Annotated in this window: 14 protein-coding genes and 1 pseudogene; 9 read left to right on the forward strand and 6 right to left on the reverse strand. The window is 70.9% G+C overall.

Annotation, left to right across the window (positions count from 1 at the left end; all coding sequences use genetic code 11):
- Window positions 1-3: 3 nt before the first annotated feature.
- Complete coding sequence (locus BO64_RS06680; protein WP_496402506.1) at window positions 4-1,161, reverse strand: saccharopine dehydrogenase family protein; 1,158 nt, start codon at window positions 1,159-1,161, stop codon at window positions 4-6.
- 93 nt (window positions 1,162-1,254) lie between these two features.
- Between BO64_RS06680 and BO64_RS06685 the strand changes: the two genes are divergently transcribed.
- The 7 genes from BO64_RS06685 to BO64_RS06715 all read left to right on the forward strand — a co-directional run bounded on the left by BO64_RS06685 (window position 1,255) and on the right by BO64_RS06715 (window position 7,598).
- The gene (locus BO64_RS06685) at window positions 1,255-2,325 is read left to right on the forward strand and encodes a beta-N-acetylglucosaminidase domain-containing protein (protein ID WP_496402507.1); all 1,071 of its coding nucleotides are present in this window, start codon (window positions 1,255-1,257) and stop codon (window positions 2,323-2,325) included.
- 58 nt (window positions 2,326-2,383) lie between these two features.
- Window positions 2,384-3,346 (forward strand): aspartyl protease family protein, encoded by a 963-nt coding sequence (locus BO64_RS06690; protein WP_496402508.1) that lies wholly within the window; start codon window positions 2,384-2,386, stop codon window positions 3,344-3,346.
- Window positions 3,347-3,391: 45 nt separating this feature from the next.
- Window positions 3,392-3,997 (forward strand): DUF4142 domain-containing protein, encoded by a 606-nt coding sequence (locus tag BO64_RS06695; RefSeq protein WP_496402509.1) that lies wholly within the window; start codon window positions 3,392-3,394, stop codon window positions 3,995-3,997.
- Window positions 3,998-4,159: 162 nt separating this feature from the next.
- On the forward strand, window positions 4,160-4,726 hold the full coding sequence (locus tag BO64_RS06700) for a hypothetical protein (RefSeq protein ID WP_496402510.1): 567 nt from the start codon (window positions 4,160-4,162) through the stop codon (window positions 4,724-4,726).
- 12 nt (window positions 4,727-4,738) lie between these two features.
- On the forward strand, window positions 4,739-5,914 hold the full coding sequence (locus BO64_RS06705) for a zinc-dependent alcohol dehydrogenase (protein ID WP_496402511.1): 1,176 nt from the start codon (window positions 4,739-4,741) through the stop codon (window positions 5,912-5,914).
- A gap of 96 nt (window positions 5,915-6,010) precedes the next feature.
- Window positions 6,011-6,262 (forward strand): DUF378 domain-containing protein, encoded by a 252-nt coding sequence (locus BO64_RS06710; protein ID WP_496402512.1) that lies wholly within the window; start codon window positions 6,011-6,013, stop codon window positions 6,260-6,262.
- A gap of 103 nt (window positions 6,263-6,365) precedes the next feature.
- The gene (locus BO64_RS06715) at window positions 6,366-7,598 is read left to right on the forward strand and encodes an MFS transporter (protein ID WP_496402513.1); all 1,233 of its coding nucleotides are present in this window, start codon (window positions 6,366-6,368) and stop codon (window positions 7,596-7,598) included.
- Window positions 7,599-7,601: 3 nt separating this feature from the next.
- Here the strand turns inward: BO64_RS06715 and BO64_RS06720 are convergent, their stop codons facing one another.
- The 5 genes and pseudogenes from BO64_RS06720 to BO64_RS06740 form a co-directional block, all read right to left on the reverse strand.
- Complete coding sequence (locus BO64_RS06720) at window positions 7,602-7,892, reverse strand: hypothetical protein (protein ID WP_496402514.1); 291 nt, start codon at window positions 7,890-7,892, stop codon at window positions 7,602-7,604.
- A gap of 123 nt (window positions 7,893-8,015) precedes the next feature.
- Window positions 8,016-8,798, reverse strand: coding sequence for a hypothetical protein (locus tag BO64_RS06725; RefSeq protein ID WP_496402896.1), 783 nt, complete (start codon window positions 8,796-8,798; stop codon window positions 8,016-8,018).
- Window positions 8,799-8,813: 15 nt separating this feature from the next.
- Window positions 8,814-8,885, reverse strand: a pseudogene (locus BO64_RS06730) (hypothetical protein); the annotation flags it as partial.
- Window positions 8,860-9,291 (reverse strand): phage holin family protein, encoded by a 432-nt coding sequence (locus BO64_RS06735; protein WP_496402515.1) that lies wholly within the window; start codon window positions 9,289-9,291, stop codon window positions 8,860-8,862. The gene BO64_RS06735 and the pseudogene BO64_RS06730, both read right to left, overlap by 26 nt.
- A 4-nt stretch (window positions 9,292-9,295) precedes the next feature.
- On the reverse strand, window positions 9,296-9,997 hold the full coding sequence (locus tag BO64_RS06740; RefSeq protein WP_496402516.1) for a hypothetical protein: 702 nt from the start codon (window positions 9,995-9,997) through the stop codon (window positions 9,296-9,298).
- Window positions 9,998-10,192: 195 nt separating this feature from the next.
- Between BO64_RS06740 and BO64_RS06745 the strand changes: the two genes are divergently transcribed.
- Together BO64_RS06745 and BO64_RS06750 are read left to right on the forward strand one after the other, a co-directional pair.
- Complete coding sequence (locus tag BO64_RS06745) at window positions 10,193-11,902, forward strand: M28 family metallopeptidase (protein ID WP_496402517.1); 1,710 nt, start codon at window positions 10,193-10,195, stop codon at window positions 11,900-11,902.
- A gap of 85 nt (window positions 11,903-11,987) precedes the next feature.
- Window positions 11,988-12,344, forward strand: coding sequence for a hypothetical protein (locus BO64_RS06750; protein ID WP_496402518.1), 357 nt, complete (start codon window positions 11,988-11,990; stop codon window positions 12,342-12,344).
- Window positions 12,345-12,404 lie beyond the last annotated feature (60 nt).

The following is a 12,404-nucleotide window of genomic DNA, read 5'->3' on the forward strand; positions in this document are numbered from 1 at the left end:
GCCTTACGCGGCTTCCACCTCGAACGTCAGCCCCGCGTTCTGCGACAGCCGCTCCACCAGCCGCCCCTGCAGGGCCGCCCCCGGCGTCCAGATTCCACCCGCCACGTCCGGGGCGTTCACCAGCGCCAGGGCCGTCTCGGCGAGCATCTTGGAGGTGGAGCCGTAGCCCGGATCCTTGTCGCCCTTCACGCTGGTCCGCACCTGCCGGCCGTCGGCGGCGATGGCGATGAACAGCACGTCGTAGAAGCCGGCCTCCCGCTCTTCCGGGGTTGGGCCCTCACCGGGCTTCGGTCCGCCGCCCGGCATGGCCCCCAGGTCGGTGAAGGTGGCCGGACCGGCCGGACCGCCCATCACCATCTCGTCGTAGGTAAAGTCCCGCCCATAGGCATGGCCCATCAGGAAGTTCGAGCGGTGGACGTTCTTGGTGTTGATCACCGCCATCATGAACGGCGCCACCGGCCCCACGTCCGGGTCCTCTCCGGGCGCCGTCCCCTGCGGCTGCGGCGGCCCCTCGAAACCGGGCGTCAGGCCGAACGGGCTCATCATCACCGCCAGTTGCGACGGGTCCTTCTGCACGGCCTCCATCGTCGCCTTGCCGCTTGCGGCCGTACCGCCCGACAGACCTCCGCGCATGGCCCGCACCCGGCCCTTGATGCGCGGGACCGGCCCGCCCAGCTTCGCCTTGGCCGTCTCCTGGGTGAAAAACACCCCGAGCTCGAAGGGGATGGAGTCGAAACCGCACGAGAACAGGATCCGCGCCCCGCTGGCCTTGGCCGCCGCCTCGTGGGCGTCGATCATCCGGCGCATCCAGTTGGGCTCGCCGCACAGATCCAGATAGTCGGTCCCGGCCTCGGCGCAGGCCGCCACCAGGTCCGAGCCATAGAGCTGGTAGGGCCCCACCGTGGTGATCACCGCCTTGGTCCGCCGCACCAGTTCGCGCACCTGGGCCGGATCGCCGGCGTCGGCCACCACCAGAGGCGTGTCCTGCGGGGCGCCGATCTCGTCGCGCACCTGCGCCAGCTTGTCGGCCGAGCGCCCGGCCATGGCCCACTTCACCGCCCCGCCCACGCCGTAGCGCTTGGCTAGGTGCTCGGCGACGAGCCGGCCGGTGTAGCCGGTGGCGCCATAGACGATCAGGTCGAACTCGGCGTTCGGGTTCATGGGGCGCGTCCTCGTGTCTGTTGGCTGTTCTGGTTCGGCCGGCACCCTTACGAATTTACAGCGTTATCGCAACCAGGACCTTATGGTCCCGCCATGCCTGCGCCGTCCCTGGGAATCATCGAAGGCTTCTTCGGCCGCCCTTACGCCTGGACCGAGCGCGCCGATCTCGTCCGCGCCCTCGCCCCCGCCGGCTACGGCTTCTACCTCTACGCCCCCAAGGCCGACGCCTTCCTGCGCAAGCGCTGGCGCGAGCCCTACGCCGACGCGGACCTGGCCGCCCTCGGCGACTTCGCCGCCGTCTGCCGCGGCGCGGGCGTCCGCTTCGGCGTCGGCCTCAGCCTCTACGAGCTCTACCTGGACTTCGACGCGGCGGCGAAACAGGCCCTCGCCGCCAAGCTCGACCAGCTCACCGCCCTCGGCCTCGATGATCTCGGGGTGCTCTTTGACGACATGCGCGGCGACCTGCCGGACCTCGCCGCCCGGCAGACGCAGATCGTCCACTGGATCGCCGAGCGCGCCCCGAACGTGCGCCTCATGGTCTGCCCCAGCTACTATTCCGACGATCCCGTCCTCGACCGCGTGTTCGGCCGGCGCCCGCCCCGCTACCTCGAAGACCTGGGCGCCGCCCTCGACCCCGCCATCGACGTCATGTGGACCGGTGAGGAGGTGTGCAGCCTCGAGATCACCGCGGCGCACCTCGCCCGGGTCGCCGACCAGCTCGGCCGCCGACCGTTCCTCTGGGACAACTATCCGGTCAACGACGGCCCGCGCATGAGCCGCTTCCTGCACCTGCGCGCCTTCACGGGCCGCCCCGCCGCCATCGGCGAGCATCTCGCCGCCCACGGGATCAACACCGCCTCCCAGGCATGCCTCAGCCGCATCCCGGCCCTGACCCTCGCCGACAGTTACGCCCAGGGCGAGGCCTACGCCTATGCCGACAGTTTCCGCCGGGCCGCCCGCCAGGTGCTGGGCGAGGCCTTCGCCGCCCTCATCGAGCGCAATCTCCTGGCCCTGCAGGACTCCGGGCTCGACGGCATGTCAGACGAGCTGAAGGGGCGGCTGCGCGAGCGCCTGGCCGAACACGACCATCCCGCCGCCCGGGAGATGGAGGCTTGGCTGGACGGCGCCTACGCCATCGGCGCTGACGAGCTTCAGACCCAGTAGCGTCGCCGAACCCTCCGCCGCCCTTCTTCCGCCCGACGGTTGCGGTTAGAGACGGGGGGTGATCTCCCGCCGCGCCCTTGTCTCGCGCCTTGGCCTGCTCGCTGCCGGTGGGGCGGCGCTGTACCTCGTGCGTGATCGCATCCCCTGGCCGCCGCCGAAAGTCGCCTTCGCCGCAGGCGAAGCCACCCCCTGGATCCCGTTGCCGCCCGACGCCCGCCTGATCGAGATCGAGGGCGAGGCCGCCGGCCATCCGGTCCGCATCGTGGTTGATTCCGGCGCCCAGTTCTCGGCCATCGACCGGGGCCTCGCCGAACAGCTCGGCCTGCCCCAGGCCCTGACCCTGCCGATGATGGCCTATGGCGTCAGCGGCGAGCCCAGCCTCACCCACACCGTCCGCTTCGACCTGTCCCTGCCGGGCCTCTCCATCGCCGGCATGCGCGCCGCGGTGCTCGACATCGCCACGCTCTCCGCCGCCACCGGCCGCGAGTTCCAGATGCTGCTCGGCCGCAACGTGCTCCGGGGCCTGGTGCTGGACGCCGACTATCCGCGCGACCGCGTCCGCTTCCTTCTGCCAGGCGCCTTCCAGCCGCCCCGCGACGCCCGCGAAGTCCCGCTGAAGCTCGTGGGCGGCGCGCCCATGACCACCGTTCGGGTGGAGTCCGCCCCGCCGGTAGAGGTGCTGGTGGACACCGGAGCCACTGGCCTTCTCGCCCTCTCCGCCCAGGCCGCCAGGGAAGCCGGCCTCCTCGCCCCCGGGCGGCGGGTGGTCGAGGCCCATTCCGTCAGCCTCGGCGGCGTCAGCATCGATCAGATGGTCCGCGCCCGCACGGTGGAGGCCGCTGGCCTCGTCCTGCGCAACGTGGATGTCCAGATCTATTCCCCCAGCGCCGGGGGCCCCATTCCCCGTGGTCTTCTGGGCTCGGGCCTCTTCCGGCGCTACCGCATCGCCCTCGATCTCCAGGGCGGACGCCTCTTCCTGATCCCGGCCACGGCCCTGCTTGTGCGGGAACCAAGACCTTAGCGCGGCATTCCCGGGGTCCAGACCTCGGAAGGGAGACGCCGCACAATGAACCGCGCGCTACTGATCTGCGCCGCCGCCGCCTCGGCGCTGACGCTCGCTGCCTGTAACCGCCAGGAGGCCGCCACCAACGACGCCAATCCCGGCCAAAGCCAACCCGTGAACGCGGCTCAGGACGCCATGGGCGCGGCCGTGGGCACGATCTCCGCCTCGACCCTCGGCGCCAATTCCACCACGGCCTTCGTGGAAAACGCGGCCATGAGCGACATGTATGAGATCGAAGCCGGCAAGCTCGCCCAGCAGAAGGGCCAGCACGCCGACGTGAAGGCCTTCGGCAAGCAGATGGTCGCCGACCACATGGCCATGTCCAACGAGCTGAAGGCCCTGCTCCAGAAGCACAACCTCACCGCCCCGGCCGAACTCGACCAGCGCCGGAAGGGGATGCTCGACAACCTCATCGCGGCCAACGGCGCCGATTTCGACAAGGCCTACATCGCCCAGCAGGACGCCGCTCACGGCGAGGCTCACACCCTGATGACCGGCTACGCCCAGAACGGCGACAACGCCGACCTCAAGGCCCTGGCCCAGAAGGCCGCGCCCAAGATCCAGTCGCACCACGACCGGGTGAACCAGATCAAGCAGGCCCTGCAGTAGCCGCGCCTGCCCCCTGATCGCTCGAGCGCCCGCCGGTCCTCCGGCGGGCGTTTTCGCATCCGGAAGGCCGCGATCGGAAACTTTCGCCCGGGGATGGAACAGGACCCCCGCCTCGACCGTCTCCAACAGCGACCCCAACCACAGATCAAGAGGAGCCCGGACGTGTCGCTCTCAGAGACTCCATCCGCACCCGCCCGGCCGCGCGGGACGGGCGCCGCACCGTCCGGCCTGGGCGAAGCCCGAAGCTGGCTCACCGGAGAGGCCTTCCAGGCCTTCACCCACGCCCCGTCGGCGACCCTCGGCCTGCCCGGCGGCAAGCGCATCACCCTGGCCACCGACCGCGTGCGCGCCAGGCCCGCGCTCACGCCCACGCTTTCGGGCGCCCTCGGCCAGAACGCTATCGGCCTCGGCGTCTGGGGGACCTTCTTCCCCAAGAGCGTCAACCGCTTCCTGGGCATGGACGCCCATCCGTCGGTGATCCAGGCCGCCTTCGGGCTGCGCGAGTTCTACACGGGCTTCAGCCTCGTGGGCGATCCCACCCGCACCGACGTCCTCTGGACCCGGGTGGCCGGCGACGTCTTCGACCTGGCGGTGCTCAGTCGCCTCAACCGGGCCGACAATCCCAAGCGAGGCAATGTTCGTCTCGCGCTCGGCGTGGTGGCCGCCGTCACCGCCCTCGACCTCATCGCCGCCGTGCGGATGAGCACCGTCAAGCGCACCTGCGACTAGGAGGACCCGCGAATGAAAGCCATCTGCTGGCAAGGCAAGAAGGACCTCCGCTGCGAGGAGGTGCCGGATCCGATCATCGAGGATCCGAAGGACGCCATCATCCGCGTCACCACCACCTGCATCTGCGGCTCGGACCTGCACCTGATGAACGGTTTCGTTCCGACCATGTGCAAGGGTGACGTCATGGGCCACGAGCCCATGGGCGAGGTCGTCGAGGTGGGCGCCGAGGCCCGGGCGGCGGGCCTCAATGTGGGCGACCGCGTCGTGGTCCCCTTCCAGATGATCTGCGGCCAGTGCGAACAGTGCGCGGCCCAGAACTATTCCGCCTGCCAAGTCACCAACCGCAACGGCGAACTCGCCAAGGCCTTCTTCGGCGACACAGTGGCCGGCCTCTTCGGCTACTCCCACCTCACCGGGGGCTATGCGGGGGGGCAGGCCGAGTACATGCGCGTACCCTATGCGGCCACCACGGTCGTGAAGGTGCCCAAGACCGGCCGCGACGAGAAATACATCTTCCTGTCCGACATCCTGCCCACCGGCTGGCAGGCCGCCGCCCAGGCCGAGATCACGCCTGACGACACGGTCGCCGTCTGGGGCGCCGGGCCCGTGGGCCTGTTCTCCGCCTATTCGGCCGTGGTCATGGGGGCAAGGCGGGTGATCGTCATCGACGACGTCCCCGAGCGCCTGGCCCTGGCCGCCGGCCTCGGCTGCGAGGTGCTCGACCGCCGCCGCGCCAAGGTGCTCCCGACGCTGAAGGAGATGACCGGCGGCCATGGCCCCGAGGTGGTCATCGACGCCGTCGGCATCGAGGCCCACGGGCCCACCAAGGTGCTGGAGCTGATCGACCGGGTGCAGACCGCGCTGAAGCTCGAGACCGAGCGTCCGATCGCCCTGCGCGAGGCGATCATGGCCTGCAAGACTGCTGGCCGGATCTCGATCCCGGGCGTCTACGCCGGCGTGTCCAACATGATCCCCATGGGCGCCCTGATGAACAAGGGCCTTACCCTGCGCACCGGCCAGACCCACGTGAAGAAATGGACCGGCGAGCTCCTTCGCAGGATCGACGACGGCGAGATCGACCCGACCTTCCTGATCACGCACACCGCCCCGCTGGGCCAGGGGCCGGAGATGTACCGCCTGTTCCGCGACAAGCAGGACGGCTGCGTGAAGGTCCTGTTGAAGCCTTGAGCCCGCTCGCGCGTTGTTGGCGCCCGTCCCGGCGTCTTTCCGGCTCCGCGCCGGGCGCCTGAGACGATTTCAGACAGACGAACGAGGAGACGGAACATGAAGTGGTTGAACGTCATTACCCTGGCCCTGGCCATCATCGGCGGCCTCAACTGGGGCCTGGTGGCTCTGGGCGGCCCCGAACTCGACCTGGTGGCCAATCTGTTCGGCGGCCAGGACGCGGCCCTGTCACGGGTGGTTTATGGCCTCGTGGGCCTGTCGGCTCTGTGGCAGCTGATGCCCTTCTTCAAGGCCCTGCGGACGGGCGAGGTCGCGGCTGAGGCCGACCGTCCCCGGATGGCCGCCCACTAAGCCTTGCGGAATTTTTTCTCCGCACCTTCGGGGCTCCGGCGCAGGCCGGGGCCCCGTTCCTTTTCGGGTGGAGGCGATGACGTGGCGGCGCTAAGCGAACCCCATGTCCTCCGTTGAACCCCAGCCGTCCGCCCCACGGCCCGCCGCCCCCGCGGGCGCCCTGCCGGTCATGCTGCTGCTGGTGTTCCTCAGCCTGATCGGCTTCGGGGTGGTCATCCCGCTGCTGCCGTTCTTCGCCACCGTCTTCCAGGCCGAGCCCTGGCAGGTGACCTTGCTCTTCTCGGTCTTCTCCGCCGGCCAGTTCCTGGGCGAGCTCACCTGGGGCCGCCTGTCGGACAGGGTCGGCCGCCGCCCCATCCTGCTTGTCACCATCGTCGGCTCGGCCCTGGGCTATGTGGCCCTGGCTTTCGCCCCGAACATCTGGGTGGCGGTGGCCGCCCGCGCCTTCGCCGGCTTCTTCTCCGGCAACATGTCCACCATCCAGGGCTACATCGTCGACGTCTCCCCGCCCGAGCGCCTCGCCGGTCGCCTGGGCCTCGTGGGCTCGGCCTTCGGGGTCGGCTTCGTGGTCGGTCCGGCCATCGGCGGCCTGATGGCCAGGCCCGAACTGGGCGCGGCGGGCTTTCGACCGCCCCTGCTGCTGGCCGCCGGCCTGTGCGTCCTGGCGGTCATCGGAATTCTGGTCTTCGTGCGCGAGTACCGCCGCCCCGGCGTCGTCCCCGGGACGCGGCGCAACCCGCTGGCCGGCGTCAGGGAGGTGATCGGCCATCCGGTGCTGACTCGGATCTTCGCCACCATCTTCTTCGGCTTCTTCGCCAGCTCGGCCCTGTGGTCGGTGCTGGGCTTGTGGATGGACGCCCGGTTCCACTGGGGCCCGCGGGAGGTCGGCCTCGTCATGGCCCTTACCGGGGTCTCGGCCGCGCTCACCCAGGGCATGGTTGCGGGCATGATGGTCCGGCGCCTGGGCCTTGGCGCCACCATCGTCGCCGGCCTGGTGCTCGCCGCCGTGACCACCTGCGCCATGGCCGCCTCGCCCTGGGGCCTTCTCGCGGCCATATTGCTCGTGATCTCGGTGGCCGGCCACGCCGCCTGGCAGCCGGCGGCCATGGCCATCGCCTCCCGCTCATCCGCCGCCGACCGCCAGGGCGCGGTGCTGGGGGCGGCGACCGCCTCTGGCTCGCTGTCGCGCGTCCTCGGCCCGCTGCTGGGCGGGGCGCTGTTCTCGCAGATCGGCCCGTGGGCGCCGGTGTTCGCCGCCGGCGTCCTGATGCTGCCCGGGGCTTGGCTCGGCTGGAAGGCGGCGGCGGCCCTTCGCGCCTGGACCGGCGCCCGCTGAGGCCTACTGCGGCGGCGGCGCGCCCGTCGGCGCGGTCGTCATCCCGCTGGAGTCCGACGGCGGGGTCACCACCACCGCCGTGTTGGAGCCCTGGGGCGTCTCGGCCACCGCCGCCGCGCCCTCGGCCGCCGCCTTGAGCTGTTCGTCGGTCACCTGGCTCTCGGGCAGGGTCGTGGTCACCTCGGCCGTGGCCATGCCGGTGTCCGCCTCCGCCTGCCGCTTCTCGCCGCAGGCCGCCAGCAAGGCCGCCGCCGCGGCCAGGCTCACGAACACGGCCGTCGTGGTCTTCGTCATCGGTCTCTCCCGCTCTGGATCGAAGCGGGAAGCTCCCATGCAGGCGCAAGGTTCCCACATCGTGCGCACGAAAAGGGCGGCCCCGGCCAGGCCGGAGCCGCCCCTCTCAATCATCTCCCGCCGTCAGTGGGCCAGGCGGCTGTCCACCTCGTCGCGCACGCTGGAGACGCCCGCATCGGCCAGGGCCTTGGCCTTGTCCTTCAGGGTCGCGCCCTCGCCGTCCGGACCGGTCTGCCGATGCAGCTCTTCCTTCACCTGGCCGTAGGCGCGCTCCGCCACGGAGCGGGCCTCCTGCAGCGAGTTCTTCGCCAGGTCCCGGCCACGGCCCACGAGCCGGTCGCGGTGCGGGCCGATCAGGCGGTTCTCCGTGCGGGTGGACGGCAGCGAGGCGCCGATGGCCAGGCCCACGGCCAAGCCGATGGCCCCGAGGATCAGGGGCTCGGCGTCCAGCGTTTCCTGGTAGCGCGCCTGGGCCTTGTGCCCGAGCTCGCCGGCGCGGCCCTGCACCCCGCCCAGCAGGCCCGACGCGCGGCCCTTGACCGACCCGACGCCGTCGGCGGTCGACGCCCGGGCCCCGTCCACCACGCCGGCGACCTTCTCTTTGGCCGTGGAGAGGCCCGACTTGGCCGCCTGCACCGCATCACGGGCCTTGGCGCGGAGCTTCTCCTTGAGGCCCTCGCCCTCATCGTAGCCCTCGTAGGTCTCGTAGTAGCCCCGGCCCGTGTACGGGTCGTAGCCGTCCTTGTCCTTGCGCGTCTGGCTGAGGGCCAGCCAGGCGATCCCGGCGCCGATGAGCGCGATCGGGATGGGGTTTTCTTTCGCCTGCTCCACCACCGTGGTCAGGACCTTGTTGCTCGTTCCGCCCATGATCCTCGTCGCCTCGTCGAACAGTTCCTTGGGTTGCATCCTATCCTTAAGCGCCTCGACCGTGCGATCGATTTGCCCGCGCGTGGCCTCGACCTCGCGCTCAACGTCCGCCGATGACTTGGCCATTCTGTCTTCCCTTCACAAGCTGGGCGTCTTTACGGAGCTGGCGCGCCGAGCGGGTCGGCGCCAGAGAACTGGGCTTCAGGGCCTTGAGGCCGCCGCGGATCAGCAGGATGCCCGCCGCCGCCACCGCGACGCCCACGAGCAGGGCCGCGAAGGCCGGATGCATGTATTCCGCCAGCCCCGCCACCAGGGCCGCCAGCAGCACGCCCAGGGCCGCCAGCACGAAGATGCCGCCGGCCAGGATTTCGCCCGCGCCCTTGCCCAGGGCCTCGAGCTTCTCGCCCATCTCGGTGCGCACCAGTTCCGATTCCTGCCGCACGAGGGTGGCCAGGTCGGTAGTCAGCTGAGACACCAGTTCGGGCAGGGTCCGCGGGTCCGGCGACCTTGCGGTGTTCGGGCCGTCGTCCATGGCGTCAGACCCCCGTGGGGCGGCCAGGGGTGTCCAGCGAGCTCCCGGACTCGTCCACCTCAGCGTCGGTGATGTCCGCATCGGTCACCCCGATCTCCGACACCTCCGCGTCCGTTCCCTGCACGGCGAGGCTCTCGTCCAGGCCGTCCATGGGGCCGGCCGCCGCCATGCTCGGGGCTCCGGCCAGGCCCGCTGCGCCCACCTCCATATCGTCCGAACCGGCCGCATGGTGCGTGGGATAGGCCTCGCCGATGTCCGTGACGTCCTCGGTAGCCCGCACGAAGCGGCCGAGGGCGATCCCCGCCAACACCGCGCCGCCGATGAAGGCCGCGGGATGGCGCCGACCGAAGTCCCGCACCGTGTCCAGCAGTTCTTCCGGCTGCTTGCCCGCCAGACTCCGCGACAGGTTCTCCAGTCCGTCCGCCGCCTGGCCGATCAGCCGCGCCGCCGGGCTCTGGTCGCTCTGGGCCAGTTCGTCGCCCGCCCGCCGGATGGCGTTGGCGAAGTCGCCGAGGGTCCGGGTCGCCGTCTCGGCCCGTCGCTGGGCTTCGGTCCGCGCCCGCTCCTGGGCGGCGCTGGCGAAGGTCTGGGCCTCCTGCTTGATGGCCTGGCCCGCCTGGCCGATGGCCGCCTTGGCCTGGGCCTTGCGCCCCTGGCCGTCGCCCGAGGCGCCGGTGATGTCGCCGGTGGTGTCGATGTCGCTCATGAAACGCTCTCCGCAAGCCGCACGCCCGAGCAGGCGAGATTCTCCCCGCGCGCCACGCCGTTCGCCGCGCGCTCTTGCCTAACGCGCCGAACCGCCGATCGGTCCGGACGGGCGCGCCGAAAACCGCAAAAAGCCGCGCCGGTTCCGCTGCGGGAACTGTGGAAACCTGAGCCCTGCCGGTTCTATAGGTGGAGCATGAAGACGCTGATCGCCGCCGCGGCCCTCCTGGCCGCCGCCTCGCCCGCCGCCCTGGCCCACGCTCAGGGCCAGGCTTCGCCCCAATCGCAAGTCGAGGCCTTCAATCCGTCCACCGGGCCGATCTCCGCCGAGCGGATCTCCGAGATCACCCGCGAACTGGCCAGCGATCCCTACGCCGGCCGCGCCCCGGGCGGTCCGGGCGAGCAGCGCACCATCGACTACCTGGTCAGCCAGTTCAAAGCCCTGGGCCTGGAGCCCGCCGGCGACAACGGAACCTTCGTCCAGGACGTCCAGCTCTACCGCTTCCAGACCGAGGCCAACGGCGCCTACAGCCTCAAGGCGCCGGGTCTTTCCAAGACTCTTCGCACCCAGACGGACCTGCGGATCGAGACCCAGCGGCCCGTCGAGCGCGTTCAGATCAAGGACGCCCCCCTCGTGTTCGTCGGCTACGGGGTCAGCGCCCCCGAGCGCGGCTGGGACGACTTCAAGGGCGTCGACCTCAAGGGCAAGATCGCCGTCATCCTGATCAACGACCCCGACTTCGAGGCCCAGCCCGGCGAGGCCGTGGCCGGCAAGTTCGGCGGCCAGGCGGCCACCTACTACGCCCGCTGGACTTACAAGTATGAGGAGGCCGTCCGGCAAGGCGCCCTCGGGGCGCTCATCGTCCATGAGACGGCCGGCGCCGCCTATCCCTGGAGCACCGTCATCGCCGGCGGCGGCGAGAGCTACGACGTGGTCCGCGAGGATCCCGCCGCGGCCCGCCTGCTGCTGCAGGGCTGGATGCAGCGCGACCTCGCCGTCGAGCTGTTCAGGGCCTCGGGCCTCGACTTCGAGGCAGAGAAGGCTCGGGCCCGCACCGCCGCCTTCACGCCGGTGGAGCTGAAGGGCGCGACCTTCTCCGCCGACTACCGCAACACGGTGGAGAAGCTCACCAGCCGCAACGTGGTCGGCGCCATCCGCGGGACCAAGTATCCCGACGAGACGGTCATGTACTCCACCCACTGGGACGCCTACGGAATCGGCGAGCCCGACGCCGAGGGCGCCGTCATCCGTCCAGGCGCCCTCGACAGCGCCACGGGCGTGGCCGGGGTGATCGAGACCGCCCGCGCCTTCAAAGCCGGCCCCGCCCCCGAGCGGACTCTGCTGTTCGGCCTGTGGACCGGAGAGGAGCGCGGTCTCCTGGGCTCGGAATATTTCGCCGAGACCTCCCCCTATGCGGCCGGCAAGATGGTCGCCAGCATCGCCTATGACACCCTTCACCCGCTCGGCCCCACCCGCGACGTGGTGCTGATCGGCTCGGGCCAGAACCAGTTGGAGGACCGGCTGAAGGCCGCCGCCGCCCGTTACGGCCGCACGGTCACCCCGGACCCGCGCCCCGAACGCGCCCTCAACTTCCGCGCCGACCACTTCTCCTTCGGCCGCCGCGGCGTGCCCACCCTGCTGCTCATGGCCTTGGCCGGCGGTCCGGACGTGGTCGACGGCGGCCGGGCCAAGGGGGACAAGTGGGTCGAGGACTTCACCGCCCGCTGCTATCACCAGACCTGCGACCGCTGGGAAAGCTGGCACGACTACCGGGGCGCCGCCGCGGATGTGAACCTGGCCTTCGAGATCGGCCGCGACCTCGCCAATGCCCGCGACTGGCCGGACTGGAACCCAGGCTCCGAACTGCAGCCCATCCGCGCCAAGACGGCGGCCGAGCGGAAGTAGCTGCCGACGGAAACCTTACGGCGCCGTTCAGGCTGGGTTCAGGCGCAGGGGACGAGGTTTCCTCCAAGACTTGGAGGCCCGTCCCATGCGTAAGTTCCTCACCGCCTCGATCGCCGCCGTCACCGCCGCCGCCGCCGTGGCGGCCACCGCCGCTCCGGCCGAGGCCCGTCCGCATCACCGCCGGCACGACAACGACGCCGCGGCCGCCGCCGTGGTGGCCGGCGTCGCCGGCCTGGCTCTCGGCGCGGCCCTCGCCAATGGCGGCTCCAGCCGCACCTACTACGATTACGGCTACGCCCCGCGGTACGGCTACGACTATCGCCATGACCGGCCCTACGCCTACGGGCCGCATCACCGCTACCGCACCTGCGTCGCTACGGAGCGGTTCTACGACCCTTATCTGGGCCGCCATGTGAAGGTGAAGCGCCGCTACGCCTGCTAGCCGGCCCTGAGCCTCCGGACAAGTGCGCCCTCGGCCCCGCCGGGGGCGCCGCCGTTTCCA

The sequence above is a fragment of the Phenylobacterium composti DSM 19425 genome (assembly GCF_059568645.1).